The following is a 19570-nucleotide window of genomic DNA, read 5'->3' on the forward strand; positions in this document are numbered from 1 at the left end:
AAGGAAGCCGGACAATCGACCTCCTTGCCGGTCCGTCATTTGCCGGACGCGGAGCCCGTCGCCGCGGTGTCGACGCTGACGACCACCGACATGCCCGGCGCCAGGCGATCGGCCAGAGGCTGGTTAGGGTCGATGGCGATGCGCACCGGGACGCGCTGGGCGATCTTGATGAAGTTACCGGTGGCGTTGTCGGGCCTGATCACGCTGAACTCCGAGCCGGCCGCCGGCGAGAAGCGTTCGATATGGCCGGTGAGCCGGGCATGGCGCAACGCATCGACCGTGAAGCTCACCGGCTGGCCGACGCGCATGGCGGCAAGCTGCGTCTCCTTGAAGTTGGCAATGACCCAGACCTGGTTCGGCACCAGCGCCATCAATTGCGTGCCGGCCGAGACATACTGCCCGAGCCGGGCCGAGACCTCACCGAGGCGCCCGTCCTGCGGAGCAAGGATGCGGGTGTTGCTGAGGTCGATCTCCGCAAGATGGACGGCGGCCTCGGCGCCCTCGACCGCCGCCACCAGCGACTGGCGGTTGACGATGGCGGTCTGGATATCCTGCCGCGCCACCTCGGCGGCAGCATTGCTGGCGGCGAGGGAGGCACGGGCCTGGTCGAGCGCCTGCTGGCTCTGGTCGGTGCTGGTCTGGCTGACGACGCCGCGCTCGCGCAACGGTTCGATGCGGCCCCAATTGGCCTCGGCCGTGCGCAGGGCGGCCTCGGCGCTGGCGACATTCGCGACAGCCGCGCGCAGGCGGGCTTCCGCCGCGGCACGGGCCTGATCCGAATTGGCGAGCGCTGCGCGCTGCGCGGCGAGGCCGGCCCGGGCCTGCTCCAGCTTCTGCGCATAGATCCTGTCGTCGATGCGCAGGAGCAGGTCGCCCTGCTTCACCGCGGCGAAATCCTGCACCGGCACTTCCGCCACGTAGCCGGCGAGTTGCGGCGCGATCAGCGTCACCTGTCCGCGGACATAGGCGTTCTCGGTGGTCTCGATGCTGCTGCGGAAGGGTGGCAGCTGCCAGGCGTAAAGAATGACGGCGAGGCCGACGAGGCCGATCGTCAGGGCGATGTAGGTCGAAACGGAGCGGAAGGCGCTGGTCATGGCTGGGGCTTGAGGGGCAGGATTGCCAAGGAGGCTGGCGCGGCGAGGCGCGCCTTCAGTTGCAGGAAGGCGAGGTGAAGGAGAAGGCCGATCAGGGCGAACCCCGAGATCAGCGAGATCAGCAGGAAGGCGTCGTTGTAGGCGAGCACGATCGCTTCGCGCATCGCCTGCTGGGCGAAGAGCGTGACGCCTTCCGACCGCATCAAGGTCGAGTCGGTCAGGACCTGGCCGTAGGCACGACCGAGCTGGCTGGCACGCTGGGCAACGAGCGGGTCGGCCATGGAGAAGTGCTCGGTCAAGACGTTGTAGTGGAAGGTCGTCCGAAGCGTGATGAAGCTGCCGAAGACCGCCGAGCCGAGCAGGCCGCCGATGCTCTGCGTGAACAGGAAGACGGTGATGAAGCTCAGGATGTAGAGCGGGCCGCGCGCAATCGCGCTGCCCATGCCCTGCGCCATCGCGGCCGGCAGGAACAGCGCCGAGCCATAGGCGACCAGCGCCTGGCTGAGCCGGATATCGTGCGGGCGGGTCAGGCTGGTCGCGCCGCTGTCAAGCCAGGCGCCCAGCGCGACGCAGGCCAGAGCCGTGCCGTAGAACCAGCTCTCGCGGCCCGGCCGCAGGAAGGCTGCACAGGTCACGCCGCCGGCCAGGATCGCGCAGAGGATGATCACGTAGAGCGGCACGGTCTGCTCGTTCTGGATGCCGAGCGCCTGGAAGAAGTTCGAGGCACCGACCGTCTGCTCGGCCAGCACCAGCCGCATCGTCAGCAGGGCGCCGGCGAAATGCAGCGTGGTCGGGCTCGTCAGCCAGCGGATGTCGACGAGGGGGCTCTTGCGATGCAGTTCGGTGATGCCAGCCAGCGTCAGGCAGATGATCGCGACGGCAAAAAGCCAGCCGAGCCAGGGCGCCTCGAACCACCAGTAGATTCGGCCCAGGCTGAGCGCGACCGCGATCGAGCCGAAACCGATCGCGATCAGCAGATAGCTCACGATGTCGACCGGGCCGATCCACTTGACGCGCGGCGGCGTCGCCAGCGGCAGGGCATAGACGAAGCCGAAGGCCACCATGGCCAAGCCCACCTCGAACATGGTGAGGCCATGGAAGCCGGCGAAGTCGAGCAGGGGCGGCGAGATCAGCCGCGTCACCGGGATGCCGAGCGTGGTGTTCGTCAGAGCCAGCGACAGGCCTGCAGTCAGCTTCCGCGGCGGCTGCATCGGCTCGATCATGTAGAAGAAGGCGAGGGACGACATCGGCGATGCCGCGATGCCGCTCATGAAACGTACGGCCACCGCCGATTGCAGGTCGTGCACGAAGAAGTTGAGCACGGCCGCCAGCAACAGGCCGGCGATGCTGATCTCCGCGAAGTTGCGCAGCCCGTACTGCATGCGGATCTTGATCAGCGCGATCGAGAGCGAGACGTTCGGCGCCATGTAGGCGGCGATCAGCCAGTTGGTCTCGGCGACAGTGGCGCCGAGATCGCCCTGGATCTGGTAGACGTTGGTGTTGACGATGTTCTGGCCGATCTGCTGCGTCATCGCCAACGCCACGGAAGCGAACATGTAGCCCAGTGCGCGGGGCACCGGCATGGTGAACCATGTCGAGGCCGGCGGCGCGGCGGCGGACTCGGGCGTGCTCATGAGGCGGTGCTCCGCCCGGCGGCGATGTTGCGCGAAGTCCTGCGCAGGACACTGAGCGCCAATTCCAGTTCCTGCGGCGCGATACCCTGCAGGATATCAGCGCGCAGCTCGGCGAGAAATGCCAGGATGTCCTCGGCTTGGGCGCGCGCCATCGGGGTGAGGAAGACCTGGCGCGCACGCCGGTCGCCCTCGACGGCGCGGCGCTCGATCATGCCGTTGCGCTCGAGCCCGTCGAGCAGGCGCACCAGCGTCGGCTGCTCGATTTCGAGCAGGCCTGCGAGATCGGATTGGATAAGCCCGTCTTCGCGCGCCAGTTCCATCAGCAAGCGGGCCCGGGCGAGGGTCAGCCCCATGCCCCGCGCCCGCTCGTCGACGAGCGCACGCAGCTTGCGGTTGACTGCCGCGAGCTCGGCCGTGAAGGCGGCTTGAAGGTCTGTCAGGTTCATAGGTTGAATATAAGTAGCAAGCTAATTATTATCATACTTATATAGACGGATGCCGCATATCAATTGACGATATTATCTAAAGGCATGCAAATTTTGCATGCCACGTCGGTGGCGACCTTTTAATCATGCGCAAGCGAGGGGCTTCCGCGCAGCTGCGCCGGTCGCTCATCAATGACGCAACGAAAAAACGCGGCCCCAAGGGACCGCGCTTGCAACTCTCTTTGCGTCGAGGCTGTCGGCTTACTTGCCGGCGGCCTTCTCGCCCTTGGCGGGCTTGGCATCGACGCGCTCGGCGATGCGGGCCGACTTGCCGCGGCGGTCACGCAGGTAATAGAGCTTGGCGCGACGCACCTTGCCCTTGCGGACGACCTTGATGGAATCCAGGTTCGGCGAGAAGAGCGGGAAGACGCGCTCGACACCCTCGCCATAAGAAATCTTGCGGACGGTGAAGCTCTGGTTGAGGCCGCCGCCGTTGCGGGCGATCACGACGCCTTCATAGGCCTGGACGCGGGTGCGCTCGCCTTCCTTGACCTTCACGTTGACCTGCACGGTGTCGCCCGGCTGGAAGGCGGGGATGGCCTTGCCTTCGCTGAGCTTGGCGATCTGCTCGGCATCGATCTGTTCGATGATGTTCATGGGTCTCTCCATGGCCGTGTTCGCGCGGAAGCGCGGGCTTTCGGCTCGCTGTTTTCAGTTGAGTGCGGGGCCTTACAGGAGCGCGACGCGTTTGTCGAGCGGCAATGCCGGCAAAGCGCATGCGGGCCGGCTGCTTGCGGCTGGCGACCTGCAAAGCATAGCCTTTGGAGCGTCGATCCCACTCCTCATATCATCCTTCGGACAATCCATGAGCAATACCCTTTCCAAGGTCGTCCTCGTCACCGGCGCTGCGCGCGGCATCGGGCTGGCGACGGCGAAGCGCTTCCTCGCCGACGGCTGGCGCGTCGGCCTGCTCGATATCGACGATGCCGGTCTGGAGAAGGCGGTTGCGGAGATCGACCGGCCCGGGGAGACGCTGGCACTGACCTGCGACATCGCCGATCCGCGGCAGGTCTCCGCCGCCTTCGAGGCGCTCGTCGCGCGCTTTGGGCGGCTCGATGCGCTGGTCAACAATGCTGGCACCGCCGTATTCAAGCCGCTGCTCGAGACCACCTATGACGAATGGCAGCGTGTGCTCGCGGTCAATCTCTCCGGCCCCTTCCTGACGACGCAGCTCGCTGCACCGCTGATGGCCGACGCCGGCGGCGGCGCCATCGTCAACATCACTTCGATCTCGGGTCTGCGCGCCTCGACGCTGCGCGTCGCCTACGGCACCTCGAAGGCTGCTCTGAAACATCTGACGAAGCAGCAGGCGGTCGAGCTCTCGGCCTTGGGCATCCGTGTCAATGCGGTCGCGCCTGGACCGGTCGAAACGGCGATGGCCAAGGCGGTGCACAGCCCCGAAATCCGCGCCGACTATCGCGACGCGATTCCGCTCGGCCGCTACGGGCTGGAGGAGGAATTGGCCGAGTCGATCTTCTTCCTGTGCTCCGACCGGGCCAGTTATATCACCGGGCAGGTGCTGGCGGTCGATGGCGGCTTTGACGCCGCGGGGATCGGCCTTGCGACGCTGCGTGGCGAGCGGAGGAACCTGTAGGAGGCTGGATCGATGCTGCTCGAACCTTTCCAATAATCGCGGGAGCGGTACTCCTTATGGACGCATTCTCCGATCCGCAGGCCGTTGCCCGCTACGCCGACGGTCCGCCGCGCCTGGTGCCCGGTTTCGATGCGCTGCAGCGCATGGTCATGATCCTTCTCGCAGAGCGTGCCCCTGATGATGCGCGAGTGCTTGTTCTCGGCGCTGGTGGTGGTCTCGAAATCAAGGCATTCGCCGAGGCTCAGCCCGGCTGGTCTTTCGATGGAGTCGATCCGTCTGCCGAGATGCTGAGCCTCGCACAAGCGACCCTGGGCTCCCTTTCCGGGCGTGCGCGACTGCATCACGGTTTCATCGACAGCGCTCCGGAAGGACCGTTCGATGCTGCGACATGCATATTGACCTTGCACTTCGTCGAGCCTGAGGAGCGTCTGCGCACGCTTAAGGAAATCCGTCGCCGCCTCAAGCCTGGCGCACCCCTTGCCGTTGCCCATTTCAGCTTCCCTCAGGAGCCGGGCGCCCGTGATGTGTGGCTTTCCCGCTACGTCGCTTTCGCGGTCGGCTCGGGGGTCGAGCCTTCTCAGGCGGAAAAGGCCCGATCCATGATCGCCGCGCGCTTGCCGATCCTCTCCCCAGAGGGGGACGAGCAGGTCTTGCGTGATGCCGGCTTCGCCGGAATCAACCTATTTTATACCGGCTTCGCGTTTCGCGGATGGGTTGCATACGCCTGATCCCGATTTCTGATTTGCGCCCATAGCAGCCGTTCACTCGGGGCCTCTGCCGCCTCTCGAAGTTCGGCTGCTTCACCCCGCTACTTGTAGAACCCCTCGCGCAGATTCAGCCCGTGCTCGAGCCAGACCTTCATGGCGCAGAGCATGCCGGTCCAGCCCTCGCAATTGCCGTAAGAGGCCTTGAGGCCCGCCGGCGTCTGCGACCAGCCCTGTTCGGAGATGCGGACCAGCGTGCGGCCGTCTTCCAGCGGCTCGAAGGTCATCGTCACGGTCGTCTCGCGAGAGCTGGCGGCATCATGTACCGCGGCCTTCTCGTCCGAGCCCCAGCGCAGGACGATGCGCCTGTCCTTTTCCACCTCCACGACATGGACCGGGAAGGCGCCCGGAAAATCGTGGAAATCCCATGTCACGACCGCGCCTGTCTCAAGCCGGCCCTTGGCTCCACCCGTCGTGAAAAAATGCGAGAGGCGCTCGGGATTGACGACCGTTTCGAAGACTTCTCCGACCGGTTTGGCGATGCGCCCGGCGACCGAAAATTTCAGATCCATCTGCGGTTCCATCGATGGTCTCCTGTTGCTGTGACTATCATTACGTTATATATTTATAACATGTCAACGGATGACGAAGATGACGCCCTGTTCAAGGCCCTCGGGCACCGCGCCCGGCGCCGCATCGTCGATGCATTGAAGTCCGGCCCGCGCACGACGGGGATGCTGTGCGAGCTTCTGCCCGAGCTCGACCGCTGCACGGTGATGCAGCATCTGAAAGTCCTTGAGGAAGCGGGGCTGGTGATCGTCGAGCGGCGCGGACGGGAGCGCTGGAACCATCTCGATGCGCTGCCGATCCACGGCATCCACGAACGCTGGATCGGCCCCTATGCCGCCTATGCTGCGGCCATGCTCAGCCGGCTGAAGCGAATGAGCGAAAGCGAGGTCGAGCCCGCTCTCGTGTTAAATGATGGGGAGGAGGAGGCGGGCGGCGCCTAGCTGCGTCACGCCTCCGCTGACGCCCCGTGTCAGCACATCGCCTGTTCCGCCTGTTCGCCCGTCGCAACGGTGCTAAGCATGGTGGGTGACATGGCGAGGATCCCAGATGGCTTCAGACCCCTTGTTCGAGCGCCTGTGGAACGGCAGCGCCCCGATGGAAGAGTGGACCGCCGCTGTCTCCCAGGGGGCCATCACCCATGTCGCGGACGATATCATCACGGTCCATACGACCTATTTCTGCGGCAGCGTCACCGCCATCCGCACGGCCGAGGGGCTGGTCCTGGTCGACACGGCCAAGCCGGACACCGCCCAGCGGACGCTGGAGGTAATCCGATCCTGGGACGAGAGTCCGATCCATACGGTGATTTTCACCCATGGGCATATCGACCATACCAGCGGTATCGCCGTCATCGATGCAGAGGCCGATGCGAAAGGGGTTCCGCGGCCCCGGATTGTCGCCCATCGCAATGTGAAGCGGCGGATGGAGCGCTATGTCGCGTCGCAGGGCTTCAACAGCATCGTGCAAGGCCAGCAGTTCAACATGCCCGGCTATGTCTATCCCGTCGGCCAGAGGCAGCCGGACGAGGTCTATGACGAGACCCTGTCTTTCACGATCGGCGGGCAGCGGTTCGAGCTGTTCCACGGGCGCGGCGAGACCGACGACGCCACCTTCGTGTGGCTGCCGGAGCGGAGCGTCCTGGCGAGCGGCGATTTCGTGATCTGGGTGTTCCCGAACGCGGGCAATCCGCGCAAGGTCCAGCGCTATGCCGCCGAATGGGCGGCTGCGCTTCGACAGATGGAGGCGCTGAAGCCCGCCATCCTGATTCCCGGCCATGGCCCGGTCGTCTTCGGGGAAGAGCGGGCGCTGCAGATGCTGCGCGACGGCGCCGAGGCTCTCGAATATCTGGTCGGCCAGACCTTGGCCCTGATGAACCGCGGCGCCACGCTCGACGAGGTGCTGCATGGCGTGAAGCTGCCGGCAGCCTTTCTGGCGAAGCCCTATCTGCTGGCGAAATACGACGATCCGGAATTCCTCGTCCGCAGCATCTATCATTTCTATGCCGGGTGGTTCGACGGCGACGCGGCGCATCTCAAGCCGGCTCGGACGGCGGAGATCGCCAGGGAGCTGGCCGAGCTGGCGGGCGGGGCGGAGAGGCTCGCCGAGCGGGCCGCCAGGCTGTCGGAAGCGGGCAAGTCCCGGCTCTCGGTGCAGTTGGCTGAATTCGCCGGCGCGGCAGCGCCGGAGGATGCCGGCATCCAGGTCGTCCGGGCGCGTGTCCTGCAGACGGCCATCGACGACGAAAGCTCGCTGATGGGCAAGGCCTTCCTCTCGGTCTACCTGCGACAGGCCCGGGAGCGGGCGGGCTGACGGCGGTCTGCCGCAGCGCGACATATATTCCCCTTGCAGCCGGCCGCGAACGGCGCGAACCTCACCCGACACGCCTCTTCGACGGCCGGCCGGCCCGTTCGGGCCGGTACGACCGCCGCCCGACCGGTGCTGCGGGCATTTCCCTCCCGACGCGCCGGCCTCCATCCGCGTCGATGCGAGGCCAAAAGCCTTTCGTCCCCGCGGTCCAACCCGAAGGAGGACGTCATGGCAGCACAGAACGGCAGGGGGGACGCGGCATCCGGCACCCGAGGCGCGGGGCCACGATGCATCGCGATCGTCGGCCCCTTCCAGAGCGGCAAGACGACGCTGCTCGAAAGCATCCTGATGCGATGCGGCGCGCTCTCGCGCACCGGCTCGGTCAAGACCGGCAACACCGTCGGCGACGCTTCGTCCGAGGCACGGGCTCATCAGATGAGCATCGAGCCCAATGTCGCCAGCGTCGAGTTCCTGGGCGACCGCTTCCAGTTCATCGACTGCCCCGGCTCGGTCGAGTTCCTGCACGAGATGCGCCACGTGCTGCCGGCGGTCGATGCGGCCGTGGTGGTCTGCGAGGCCGACGACCGCAAGGCGCCGGCGCTCGAACTTGTGCTGCGTGAGCTCGAAGAAGCCGATATTCCCCGCTTCCTCTTCCTCAACAAGATCGACACGGCCTCGCGCCGGGTGCGCGAGACGCTCGCCATCCTGCAGCGCGCCTCGCGCACGCCGCTGCTGCTGCGCCAGATTCCGATCTGGCAGAAGGGCATCGCCATCGGCTTCATCGACCTCGCGCTGGAGCGGGCCTTCATCTATCGCGAGCACGCCCCGAGCGAGATCGTCCCGCTTGCCGTCGACGAGAGCGGCCGCGAGAAGGACGCCCGCTTCTCGATGCTGGAGAAGCTCGCGGATTACGATGACGAGCTGATGGAGGAGCTGCTCGGCGACATGGAGCCGCCACGCGACCGCATCTTCGACGATCTCGCCCGTGAATTGCAGCACCGCCATGTCGTGCCTGTGCTGATCGGAGCGGCCGAGCGCGGCAATGGCGTGACGCGCCTGCTCAAGGCGCTGCGGCACGAGGCGCCGGGACTCGCCGAGACGCGCGGCCGTGTCGGCATTGTCGACGACGGGCCGCCGCTGGCCCAGGTGATGAAGAGCTGGCATGCGGGGCAGGGCGGCAAGCTCTCGCTCGCCCGCGTCATGCGCGGCAGGCTGGCGGAAGGGGACGTGGTCACCTCTTCGGGCGGCGTCGAGGCGCGGATCGCCGGCATCGTCGCGTTGAAGGGCAGCGAGCAGAACCGCAAGCCCGCCGCCGAGGAGGGAGAGGTCGCCGGTTTCGCCAAGCTCGACGGTATCGGCACGGGCGAGGCCTTCATGCTGGGCAAGCAGCGCGCCGCCGTGGTCAGTGCGGTCGCCCCGCCCGAGCCGGTGCATACGCTCGCGATCTCGGTGAAGGATCGCAAGGACGATGTCCGGCTTGCCGCGGCGCTGCAGAAGATCGCGGAGGAGGATACTGCGCTCCTCGTCACGCAGGTGCCGGAACTGAGCGAGACGCGCCTCTCGGGCCAGGGCGAGATGCATCTGCGCGTCACGCTGGAGAAGCTCGCGAGCCGCTACGGCGTGAACGTGGCGAGCAAGGCGCCGCAGGTCGGCTATCGCGAAACGATCCGCAGCCAGGCCAATGCGCGCGGGCGCCACCGCAAGCAGAGCGGCGGCCATGGCCAATATGGCGATGTCGTGATCGAGGTCGCCGGGTTGCCGCGCGGGGAGGGCATCCGTTTCGTCGACAAGATCACCGGCGGGGTGGTGCCGCGCCAGTATATCGGCTCGGTCGAGGCTGGCATGCGCGACTATTGCGAGAAGGGGCCGCTCGGTTTCCCGGTGGTCGACGTCGCGGTGACGCTGACGGACGGCTCCTACCATACGGTCGATTCCTCCGACATGGCCTTCCGGCAGGCGGCGCGACTGGCGATGAACGAGGCAATGCCGCAGGCAAAGCCCGTGCTGCTGGAGCCGATCCTCTCCATCGAGGTCGTGATCCCCTCCGAGGCGATGTCGCGCGCCTCGGCGCTGATCTCGGCGCGGCGCGGCCAGATTCTTGGCTACGATACGCGGCCGGGCTGGCGCGGCTGGGACCAGATCAACGCCCTGGTGCCCGAGGCCGAAATGCCCGGCCTCATCGTCGAGCTGCGCTCGGCGACCTCCGGTGTCGGCTCCTTCAGCGCCCGCTTCGACCATCTGGCCGAGCTTGCCGGCAAGCCGGCGGAGGCCGTGGTCTCGGCCCAGGCGCTCGCGGCGGCGCAGGCGCGCTGATCGAGCAATGCGACAATGGTCTCGGCGGCAGCCCTGCCGTCGGGACTTGTCTCTTTCCTTCCAGAAAGGTTTATATGTGAACATTTCGCGGAAAGACGGAGGCCGCGCTTGCGTGCCGAACCGTCGTTCCGCACTCTATGGTCATGAAAATAAGCCGCACCGCCATTTTTGCGCGAGCAAGCTGAGCCGGGCGAGAGGGAGGAGACCATGACTGCGACCGGTGTCGTGCAGTCCGGGCAGGATTCGCGTCCGTGGCTGGCGCATTATCCGCCGGCCGTTCCGCACCAGCTCGAGGAGGCGCAGATCGGGACGCTGGCCGACCTGATCCGCGCGTCCTGCGCGACCTATGCCCGCCGCCCCGCCTTCGAAAGCTTCGGCAAGACCATCAGCTTCGCCGAGACGCTGCGCGCGGCAGAGGCCTTCGCCGGCTGGCTCCAGGCGCAAGGATTGCAGAAAGGCGATCGCGTCGCGCTGATGATGCCGAATATCCTGGCCTATCCGGCGGCGATCTTCGGCACGCTGATCGGCGGTTTCGCCGTGGTCAACGTCAACCCGCTCTATACGGCGCGCGAGTTGACCCATCAGGTCAACGATGCGGGTGCGCGCATCCTCGTGGTGATCGAGAACTTCGCCCATGTCGTCGAGGAGGCGAAGCCGAACCTGAAGCTCGATGCCATCGTCATCGCCACGGCCGGCGATCTGATGGGCTTCAAGGGAACGATCGTCAATTTCGTCGCGCGCCGGATCAAGAAGGTGGTGAAGCCTTTCAACCTTCCGGGCGCGGTGAGGCTGCACCAGATCCTGCAAGGCGCAGCGGGAATGAAACCCGTCACCATCGTGCCGGAGGACGTCGCCTTCCTGCAATATACCGGTGGGACGACCGGCGTTGCCAAGGGTGCGACGCTGACGCATCGCAATGTCGCCGCCAACGTTCAGCAGGCCGGCCTGTGGCTGGAATGGGTGCTCGAGCCGCCGCAAGGGCGCGGCGAATACCAGCATGTCATGGTGACGGCGCTGCCGCTCTACCACATCTTCGCATTGACCTGCTGCTGCATGTTCCTGCTCAGGATCGGGGCCAAGAGCCTGCTGATCGCCAATCCGCGCGATATCCCCGGCTTCGTGAAGACGCTGAAGTCGAGCCGCTTCACGCTGATTTCCGGCGTCAACACGCTCTACAACGCGCTCGCCAACCATCCCGAGATCGGCACGGTGGATTTCAGCGAGCTGCGTTTTGCGGTGGCGGGCGGCATGGCGACGCAGGCCGCCGTCGCCAAGCAGTGGAAGGCGGTGACCGGCCGTCCGATCATCGAGGGTTACGGGCTCTCCGAGACCTCGCCGGTCGCGACCATCAACCGGCCGGACATCCAGGAGTTCTCGGGCACGATCGGCTATCCGATTCCCTCGACCGAGATCGCGGTCCGCGACGCCGACGGCAGCGAGGTGCCACCCGGTGAGCCGGGCGAGATCTGCATCCGGGGCCCGCAGGTGATGCGGGGCTACTGGAACCGCCCCGACGAGACCGCCAAGGCGATGACGGCGGATGGCTATTTCCGCTCCGGCGACATCGGCGTGATGCTGCCGGACGGGCAGTTCAAGATCGTGGACCGGATGAAGGACATGATCCTCGTCTCGGGTTTCAACGTCTATCCGAACGAGGTCGAGGACGTGCTGGCGGCGCATCCGGGCGTGCTGGAATCGGCGGTGATCGGCCTGCCGGACGAACATTCCGGCGAGATCGTCGCGGCCTTCGTCGTGCGCAGGGACCAGACCCTGACTGCAGACGAGCTGCGGGCCTACTGTAAGGAGAACCTGACCGGCTACAAGGTGCCGAGGCAGATCTTCTTCCGCGAGAGCCTGCCCAAGACCAATGTCGGCAAGGTGCTGCGCCGGGCCCTGCGCGAGGAGGTCGTCACCCGGCGCTGATGGCTGCGCCGAGGTCGACAGCGGCGGCAAGCTGTTGTCTGTTCTCCGGCCGTGCCACCACCGGAGACGATTCCCGTTTGCCCCGCCGCCTCATCGAACTGCCCCTGCTGCGCAGCCTGAAACCGGGCCTCCACATCTATGACGAAGAAGCGCTGAACGCCGAGCCGGCGCTCGATCTGCTCGACGAGGCGATCACGCCGGTCGGTGCCTTCTTCATCCGCAACAACGGCGAATTGCCCGAGGCCGCCGACGAGAACGCCTGGACCCTGACCATTGACGGCGAGGTCGAGCGTCCGACCGTCTGGACGCTATCGGCACTCCGGGAGGCTTTCGAGACGGTCACCGAGACCGCCGTGCTGGAATGCGCCGGCAATGGTCGCTCGCAGTTTTCGCCGGCGACGGACGGATTGCAGTGGCGGCTCGGCGCTGTCGGCTGCGCGCGCTGGACCGGCGTCAGGCTGGCCGACGTGTTGAACCATGCCGGCGTGAAGCCGAGCGCCGTGTATACCGGCCATCACGCTCCGGATCGGCAGATCGGCAAGCCGGAGAAGGCGGCCCTGTCGCGCGGATTGCCGATCGCCAAGGCGATCGCCTCGGAGACGCTGATCGCCTTCGCCATGAACGGCGAACCGTTGCCACGCCTGCATGGCGGGCCGCTGCGCATCGTCGCGCCGGGCTATCCGGGCTCCGCCTGGCAGAAATGGCTCGACCGCATCAGCCTGCGGACGCAGGAGCATGACGGCGAGAAGATGCGCGGCACCGATTACCGCCTGCCGATCGCTCCGGTCATGCCGGGCGAGCCACTCGATCCGGCCAACTTCGCCGTCATCACCGACATGCCGGTAAAATCGCTGATCACCCGGCCCGCTAACGGCTTCATGGTTGCCGCGGGCGCGACGATCGAGGTCGCGGGTTTCGCCTGGAGCGGTGCCGTTCCGGTCGCGGCCGTCGAACTCTCCGGCGATGGCGGCAGGAGCTGGAGCGGGGTTGCGCTGGAAGCGGGAGAGGGGCCTTTCGCCTGGCGCCGTTTCACGGGGTGCCTGCCAGCCGGAGAACCGGGGCCATTCACGCTCATGGCGCGCGCCCGGGATGCCGCCGGCACTTGCCAGCCGCTGGAAATGTCATGGAATCCGCGCGGCTATTGTAACAATCAGGTCCAGCGCGTCAGGGGGCGGGTTGCGGCGCGGGCCGATTGAACGCTCTGCGGGAAAAATTGTCGCGAGACGTTTGAACCTTTTGCCACTCTAGCGCGTCTAAATCCTCGAGTCTGCTGTTAGGGGCACGGCTCTGCCGCCTCGGTCACTCCCTCCTCCCATCGGCGACCGAGGCGGCTCTCTTCCCTTTTCTTCTGGCTCGGGCCTGCGGATTTCAGGCGGCGAGCAGGGCGCGCCCGTCACTGGCATGGCCGGTGGCCGAGACAATGCGCCCGGCCTCGATCTCGCGGGCGAAGCGGATAAGCGTGAAATCCTCGGCACGACCGGTATTGCCGCGCTCCGTCAGCACTGAAAGGGGGCGGCCCATGCGCGCATCGAGATGGCGCTGCTGCGCGGTTGCGGCGGCAGAGCGCAGCCGTGCCGCACGCTCCGCCACCACTTCCCCCGGCAGTTGCGGCATGCGCGCGGCTGGCGTCTGCGGCCTGGCCGAATAGGGGAAGACGTGGACATAGCTCAGCCCGCAGTCCTCGATGAGCGCGAGCGAGCGGGCGAACATCGCCTCGTCCTCTGTCGGAAATCCGGCGATGAGATCCGCGCCGAAGACGATATCGGGACGTAACGCCCGCATCTCCCCGCAGAAGAGGGTCGCATCGGCACGGCTGTGCCGACGCTTCATGCGCTTCAGGATCAGGTCGTCGCCATGCTGGAGCGACAGATGCAGATGCGGCATCAGCCGCGCTTCTGTGGCGATCAATTCGCGCAAGGTCTCATCGACCTCGACCGCGTCGATCGAGGACAGGCGCAGGCGCGGCAGCTCGGGAAGCTCGCGCAGGATCTGCGTCGCGAGCGCACCGAGCGTCGGCTCGCCAGGCAGGTCGCGGCCATAGCTCGTGAGGTCGACGCCGGTCAGCACGATTTCCTGTCCCCCGGTCTCGACGAGACGCCGGCATTGGGCAAGGACGTCGCCCGCAGGGAGCGAGCGCGAATTGCCGCGGCCGAAGGGGATAACGCAAAAGGTGCAGCGGTGGTCGCAGCCGTTCTGCACTTGCACGAAGCCGCGTGTATGCCCGGCGAAACGGCCGGTCGGCGCCGCGCGTAGGGTCGAGCGGGCCATGATGTCGCCGACGGCGAGCTTGTCGTCAGACGCCACGACGCTCGTGCCCAGGGTGTTCGAGCGGGCGAGTGCTGCCCAGCTTTCAGGCCTCAGCTTCTCGTCATTGCCGAGCACACGGTCGGCTTCCGGCATCGCGGCGAAACGTGCGGGCTCGATTTGCGCGGCACAGCCGGTAACGATCACCGGGCGATCTGGCTCATCGCGCTTGAGCCGGCGGATGGCCTGCCTGGCCTGGCGCGTCGCCTCTGCCGTGACGGCGCAGGAATTGACGATGGCGATATCCCTCAGCCCGGCGGCTTCCGCCTGGAGCCTGAGCGCCTCGCTTTCGACGATGTTGAGGCGGCAGCCGAAGGTGACGACCTCGAGGGTCATCAGGCCGCGCTCGTGAACAGGGCCGGGTCGAGCGTGCCCTCCCATTCGAATTCCGCTGCGCCGGTCATGAGCACATGGCCGTCGCTCTCGCGCCATTCGATGGTAAGGTCGCCGCCCGGCAGGCTGACCACCGCTTCGCGGGCGGTTAATTCGCGCCGCACACCCGCGACCAGTGCCGCGCAAGCGCCCGAGCCGCAAGCCTGGGTGATCCCTGCGCCGCGCTCCCAGACACGCAGCACGATATGGTCCGGCGCGTTGACGGCGGCGAGCTCGATATTGGCACGGTCCGGGAAGATCGGATGGTTCTCCAGCAGCGGGCCGATCTGCTCGAGATTGTAGGCGTAGGGATCCTCGACGAAGAAGACGGCATGGGGATTGCCCATGTTGACGGCGCAGGGCGTGTGCAGGATCGGATCGTCGATCGGGCCGATCTGCAATTCGAAGCGGCTGGTATCCTCGAAGGGCTCGGCCAGCGGGATCTCGTCCCAGGCGAGGCGCGGAGTGCCCATGTCGACGGTGAAGACCGCTTCGCTCTCGCGCCGGACCGGCAAGAGCCCGGCCTTGGTCTGCAAGGTCAGGCGATTCTTGGCCTGATCGCCCATCTGCGGATCGGCCATCATCGCCCAGGCGACGCAGCGCGTGCCGTTGCCGCAGGCGCCGGCCTCGGTGCCGTCGACATTGTAGATGCGGACGAAGGCGTCTGTGCCCGCCACCTGCGGATCGTGCAGCACCATGAGCTGGTCGAAGCGGGCGCGCGGCTCGGCGGCAATGGCCCGAGCCTCCTCGGCATCCACGACGAGCTTCGTGCCCCGCAGGTCGAGCACCGTGATCTGATTGCCGAGTCCGTTCATCTTCAGGAACCGGCGATGCGCCAGAGCGTTCATTTGGTCACACGTCCCATGAATTGCGGGTCTATGACCGAGGTGACGTGAAAAAGCCACCCTCATACCCGTTCCTGAGAGAAGGTGGACATTCTATGCTGCGCTGCAAGGGCGCGAATCGCGAGAAGTTCAGGACCGTGACGATGCGGTATTTTCGGATTTGTGTTCTGGCTTGCGCCGGCACCATAGCTATTGCGCCGACGGCATGGGCGCAGGCGACGATTGCGGCGCCTTCCGCCGTCCAGTCGGCGCCGCTCGCCCCACCGCCTGGCGCAACGCCGGCGCAGACGCAATCCGGGCCGAACCAGAGCCCGCCGGCTGCCATTCCCGATACGCAACCTTCTCCCCAGCCCGTTCAGCCGGCGCCACCTGCGCCCGGCCCGGTGACGCCGCAGCCGGTCCAGCCCGCGCCGGCCCCGCAGATGCCGCTGGAGCCGCAGCCTGTGCAGCCGCCGCCGACCTTGCCGGCTCCGGGCCAGCCGCTGCCGCCGGCTCAGCAGCAACAGCAGACCGGCGTACCGGATCCCAATGCGACGCTCGCCGGCAAGGGCTCCGATACGAGCGACGTCGCCGAAGTGACCCTCTCCCCCAAGCCGGTGCTGATGATCTCGGGCCAGGCGAGCTGGGACCAGGGCTTCCAGAAGCTTTCCGACAGCTTCAAGGCGCTGCGGGCAGAGGCTCAGAAGGCGGGCCTCGCGGTTGCCGGTCGGCCGTTGTCGCTTTTCGTCGCGACCACGGATGACGGCTTCCGCTTCGATGCGATGCTGCCGGTTGCGATCCCGCCCGGCGGGCAGGCACCGGCGCTCGGCCCGGATTTCAAGATGTCGACCTCGCCGGCCGGGGCTGCCCTGCGCTTCCTGCACCAGGCGCCCTATGACGACATCGATTCCACCTACGAGACGATCACCGCCTATCTCGAGGCGAAGAACATCGTGGTGAAGGACGCCTTCCTCGAGGAATATGTCAGCGAGCTCGCCGATCCGGCCGATCCGAACCTCGAGATCAACGTCTACGTTCAGCCGAAGTAAGACGAAGCGTCAGGCGCTCCAGCTCAGGCCGGGGCGCATCGGCTTGAAGCGCTCTTCCGACAGGCCGGCGACGGCGAGCGCCGCCTTCAGCGCCTGTGGTGGGCGCTCGATGCCCTCGTCGGTGAGCTGGAAGGTGCCCCAATGGTGGCCGATGGCCTCGTCAGCGGCGAGCGCCAGCATGACCTTGACGGCTTCCTCCGGGTTCATGTGGTTGTCCGACATGAACCAGCGCGGCTCATAGGCGCCGATCGGCAGCACAGCGAGGCGGAACGGGCCGTGCTCGCGGCCGAGCTGCTCATAGAGCGAGCCGTCATGATAGCCGGTGTCGCCGACATGGAAGATTTTCGTGCCGCCGGTTTCGAGGATGAACGAGCACCACAGCGCCATCCGCCGGTCGAAGGCGCCGCGTGCCGACCAGTGATAGGTCGGGACCAACGTCACGGAGACAGCGTCCGACAAGGCCACCCGATCCGCCCAGTCATGTGCTTCGGCGCGGGCGTCGGCGATGCGCCCCTTGACGATGGTGTCATTGCCGAGCGGCATGATCATGCGCGGGCGGTCGCGACGGTGGAGGCGGGCCAGCGTCTCGATATCGAGGTGGTCGTAGTGGTTGTGCGTGATCAGCACGGTATCGATCGTCGGCAGGTCATCGAAGGCGATTCCGGGCGCATTGACACGCTTCGGCCCCATGAAGGTGAAGGGGCTGGCGCGCTCGGAATAGACCGGGTCGATCAGCAAGTTGAGGCCGGCAACCTGATAGAGGAATGAGGCGTGGCCGAGATGGACGATGCGGGCGCCGTCGACCCGGGCCGGAGGCTTGTCCTGCGGCGGGGTTTCGTAGGTCGCAGGGAAAGGTTCGCGTTCGCGCTTGCCGGTCTGCCAGCGCAACACATCCATCAACCCTTTGCTGACGGTACGACCGTCGCTGAAGACGAGGCCGTCGAAGTGATCGCTGATGGGGCCCTGGTAATAAGGGTTGCGCGAACGGGAGATCGCCGCCCAGGCCGCACCGGTCGAGGCCAGCAGCGCACCGAGGCCGATGAAGGAGAGGAGTTTGCGGCGATCCATGGCTCAAGAGAGGTAGGTGGCCGCGGCGCTCGGTCAAGCCTCGGAAGATTTGACGGCCAGGACGTGCAGCCAGCGGGTCGGTACCCGGTCGTAGCCGGAGCCCTCGTTTTCCTCGATATCGAGGGACGACCAGCGCGATGCCGCGCCAAGGGCGGACACGACTTCCGGCTGCGACAGGTAGTTGAAATAGCGGCCCAGCCGGTCGCGTCCCTCCGCCTCGCCGGATTTGAAGCTCGCGTAGAGGGTGCCTCCTGGCCGCAGGGCGGCGTGAATCCGGTCGATGATGCCCGGCAGGGCCGGGCGTGGCGCATGCAGCAGGCAGGCATGCGCCCATATCCCGTCATAGGCTTCGGTCTCGTTCAGATCCTCGAAGAGCAGCACGCCGACGGGGCGGCCGAGCCTGCGCTCGGCCTCCCGTGCGAGTTCGGGCGAGCCGTCGGTCGGAACGACGTCGAAGCCGCGCGCCAGCATCGCCTGGCTGTCCTGCCCGCCGCCACAGCCCAGCTCGAGAATGCGGGCGCCGGCAGGAAGCCCCCGGGCGAAGAGGTCGATGCGATGATGCTCCGCTTCGCGTTCCCGTCCGGCATAGGCGCTGGCTTCGGTCGCGTAGAAGTCGAGCGTTCGGCTGTCCCTGGTCGTCATGGGCCGTTTCAGTTGCTGCCGGAGCGGATCGCAACCGTCGCGACACCGGCGCCGATCAGCAGCGTCCCGCCGGCCTTGTTGAAGAGGCCTATGGCGCGCGGATTCCGCACCACGGCCCGCGCACGCGAGGCGATCAGCGCGTAGCCCATAGCATTGGCGAAGGCGAGGCCGATGAAGGTCGTCTCGAAGATCAGCATCTGGCTCCAGAAATCGGCTTTCGGATCGAGGAACTGCGGCAGGAACGCGACGAAGAAGGTGATGCTCTTCGGATTCAGCGCCGTCACCAGCCAAGCATGTCCGAGCATCTTCCAGGCCGGCGCCGCATCCTCGCGCGGCTTGGCGTCCAGCGAGCCGCCAGCGCGGAAGAGCTTGATGCCAAGCCAGATCAGATAGGCCGCGCCGAGCCATTTCAGCGCAGTGAAGACCATGGCGGACGTGGCCAACAGGGCGCCGACGCCGAGCATCGAAAGCGTCATTGCCGTGAAGTCGCCGAGCGCCACGCCGAGCGCGATCGGGAAGGCCGTGCGCCAGCCCTGGCCGAGCGCGTAGGAGATGACCAGGAGGATGGTCGGTCCGGGAATGATGAGAAGGACGGCTGTGGCGGCGGCGAAGGCTGCCCAGGCTTCGAAGGTCATGGTGATGGCTCCACTAAAAACCAGAGCCATCACCAGATGCGGGTGTTTGTAAAGGGCCAGAGGCGTTCGTCGATCAGGTTGTTTCGGCCCGGTCGGATCCTGCTTTAGCGGCGTGCGGCTTCGATGACGTTGCAGAAGCCGCGGCGGACCTCGCCCTCATGACCGATCTGACCGGCCTGGACGGTGAAGATGAGGTCGAGCCGGGTGGCGCCGCCGCTCTTGCGGGCGGTGATCTTGAGCGATTGCAGGCGGCCCGATCCGGCACCGTCCTGCAGGGCAGTCAGCGTGTTGGTCGCCTTGTCGATACGGATCGCGCCGAAGCCTTCAGCCGAGACGACGCGGGCGGCGGCGCTGATGGCCTTGGCGGGCGGGTTCTTGACGAGGTCCCAGCTGCGATAGCTGATCTCCGACAGCATCGGCACGCCGGCGCTGGTGAAATTGCTGGAGCAGGGCTGCGCCTGGGCTGTGTTCAGGCTGGCAAAAGAGGCGGATACGGCAATGGCGCACGGCAAAATCAGACGAATAAACATCATTATGCTCGCAATTGAGTAAG

Annotated in this window: 19 protein-coding genes; 8 read left to right on the forward strand and 11 right to left on the reverse strand. The window is 66.4% G+C overall.

Translation table 11 applies throughout. The features are described 5' to 3' along the window. Positions 1-35: 35 nt before the first annotated feature. The 4 genes from CE453_RS09700 to rplS all read right to left on the reverse strand — a co-directional run bounded on the left by CE453_RS09700 (position 36) and on the right by rplS (position 3810). On the reverse strand, positions 36-1094 hold the full coding sequence (locus tag CE453_RS09700; RefSeq protein WP_089174400.1) for an HlyD family secretion protein: 1059 nt from the start codon (positions 1092-1094) through the stop codon (positions 36-38). Continuing rightward, positions 1091-2728, reverse strand: a complete 1638-nt coding sequence (locus tag CE453_RS09705; RefSeq protein WP_089174401.1) for an efflux MFS transporter permease — start codon at positions 2726-2728, stop codon at positions 1091-1093. The genes CE453_RS09700 and CE453_RS09705 overlap by 4 nt, the downstream gene beginning before the upstream one ends. After that, positions 2725-3174 (reverse strand): MarR family winged helix-turn-helix transcriptional regulator, encoded by a 450-nt coding sequence (locus tag CE453_RS09710; RefSeq protein ID WP_089174402.1) that lies wholly within the window; start codon positions 3172-3174, stop codon positions 2725-2727. The genes CE453_RS09705 and CE453_RS09710 overlap by 4 nt, the downstream gene beginning before the upstream one ends. Positions 3175-3414: 240 nt before the next feature. Further along, positions 3415-3810 (reverse strand): 50S ribosomal protein L19, encoded by a 396-nt coding sequence (gene rplS, locus CE453_RS09715; RefSeq protein WP_089174403.1) that lies wholly within the window; start codon positions 3808-3810, stop codon positions 3415-3417. A gap of 208 nt (positions 3811-4018) precedes the next feature. Between rplS and CE453_RS09720 the strand changes: the two genes are divergently transcribed. Both CE453_RS09720 and CE453_RS09725 read left to right on the forward strand, forming a co-directional pair. Continuing rightward, complete coding sequence (locus CE453_RS09720; RefSeq protein ID WP_089174404.1) at positions 4019-4807, forward strand: SDR family NAD(P)-dependent oxidoreductase; 789 nt, start codon at positions 4019-4021, stop codon at positions 4805-4807. A 56-nt stretch (positions 4808-4863) separates the two neighbouring features. Then, on the forward strand, positions 4864-5535 hold the full coding sequence (locus tag CE453_RS09725) for a class I SAM-dependent methyltransferase (protein WP_089174405.1): 672 nt from the start codon (positions 4864-4866) through the stop codon (positions 5533-5535). Positions 5536-5615: 80 nt separating this feature from the next. Here CE453_RS09725 and CE453_RS09730 read toward each other — a convergent pair whose 3' ends face one another. Beyond that, complete coding sequence (locus CE453_RS09730) at positions 5616-6083, reverse strand: SRPBCC family protein (RefSeq protein WP_089177808.1); 468 nt, start codon at positions 6081-6083, stop codon at positions 5616-5618. Positions 6084-6143: 60 nt separating this feature from the next. Between CE453_RS09730 and CE453_RS09735 the strand changes: the two genes are divergently transcribed. The 5 genes from CE453_RS09735 (at position 6144) to CE453_RS09755 (ending at position 13319) form a co-directional block, all read left to right on the forward strand. Further along, positions 6144-6521, forward strand: coding sequence for an ArsR/SmtB family transcription factor (locus CE453_RS09735; RefSeq protein ID WP_089174406.1), 378 nt, complete (start codon positions 6144-6146; stop codon positions 6519-6521). A 106-nt stretch (positions 6522-6627) separates the two neighbouring features. Continuing rightward, entirely contained in the window at positions 6628-7890 is a 1263-nt protein-coding gene (locus CE453_RS09740) for an alkyl sulfatase dimerization domain-containing protein (RefSeq protein WP_089174407.1), read from the forward strand. A gap of 225 nt (positions 7891-8115) precedes the next feature. Beyond that, positions 8116-10200 (forward strand): elongation factor G, encoded by a 2085-nt coding sequence (locus tag CE453_RS09745; RefSeq protein ID WP_089174408.1) that lies wholly within the window; start codon positions 8116-8118, stop codon positions 10198-10200. Positions 10201-10407: 207 nt separating this feature from the next. Beyond that, positions 10408-12123: an AMP-binding protein gene (locus CE453_RS09750; protein WP_089174409.1), complete on the forward strand. Its 1716-nt coding sequence runs from the start codon at positions 10408-10410 to the stop codon at positions 12121-12123. A 77-nt stretch (positions 12124-12200) separates the two neighbouring features. Further along, positions 12201-13319, forward strand: coding sequence for a sulfite oxidase (locus CE453_RS09755; protein WP_198302305.1), 1119 nt, complete (start codon positions 12201-12203; stop codon positions 13317-13319). Between the two features lie 172 nt (positions 13320-13491). On the opposite strand, the gene mtaB is transcribed toward CE453_RS09755, so the two are convergent. Both mtaB and dapF read right to left on the reverse strand, forming a co-directional pair. After that, positions 13492-14763, reverse strand: coding sequence for a tRNA (N(6)-L-threonylcarbamoyladenosine(37)-C(2))-methylthiotransferase MtaB (mtaB, locus tag CE453_RS09760; protein WP_089174411.1), 1272 nt, complete (start codon positions 14761-14763; stop codon positions 13492-13494). Continuing rightward, complete coding sequence (dapF, locus tag CE453_RS09765) at positions 14763-15647, reverse strand: diaminopimelate epimerase (protein ID WP_089174412.1); 885 nt, start codon at positions 15645-15647, stop codon at positions 14763-14765. The genes mtaB and dapF overlap by 1 nt, the downstream gene beginning before the upstream one ends. Positions 15648-15787: 140 nt before the next feature. Between dapF and CE453_RS29445 the strand changes: the two genes are divergently transcribed. Beyond that, the gene (locus tag CE453_RS29445) at positions 15788-16672 is read left to right on the forward strand and encodes a GyrI-like domain-containing protein (RefSeq protein WP_157732973.1); all 885 of its coding nucleotides are present in this window, start codon (positions 15788-15790) and stop codon (positions 16670-16672) included. Positions 16673-16681: 9 nt separating this feature from the next. Here CE453_RS29445 and CE453_RS09775 read toward each other — a convergent pair whose 3' ends face one another. The 4 genes from CE453_RS09775 to CE453_RS09790 all read right to left on the reverse strand — a co-directional run bounded on the left by CE453_RS09775 (position 16682) and on the right by CE453_RS09790 (position 19550). After that, a complete protein-coding gene (locus tag CE453_RS09775) occupies positions 16682-17740 on the reverse strand; it encodes an MBL fold metallo-hydrolase (RefSeq protein WP_089174414.1) in 1059 nt (352 codons plus the stop codon). 33 nt (positions 17741-17773) lie between these two features. Next, entirely contained in the window at positions 17774-18382 is a 609-nt protein-coding gene (locus tag CE453_RS09780) for a class I SAM-dependent methyltransferase (protein ID WP_089174415.1), read from the reverse strand. An 8-nt stretch (positions 18383-18390) separates the two neighbouring features. Then, positions 18391-19017, reverse strand: a complete 627-nt coding sequence (locus CE453_RS09785) for a LysE family translocator (RefSeq protein WP_089174416.1) — start codon at positions 19015-19017, stop codon at positions 18391-18393. A 104-nt stretch (positions 19018-19121) separates the two neighbouring features. Continuing rightward, the gene (locus CE453_RS09790) at positions 19122-19550 is read right to left on the reverse strand and encodes a hypothetical protein (RefSeq protein WP_198302306.1); all 429 of its coding nucleotides are present in this window, start codon (positions 19548-19550) and stop codon (positions 19122-19124) included. Positions 19551-19570: the final 20 nt, after the last annotated feature.

The organism is Bosea sp. AS-1, from assembly GCF_002220095.1.
GTDB lineage: Bacteria > Pseudomonadota > Alphaproteobacteria > Rhizobiales > Beijerinckiaceae > Allobosea.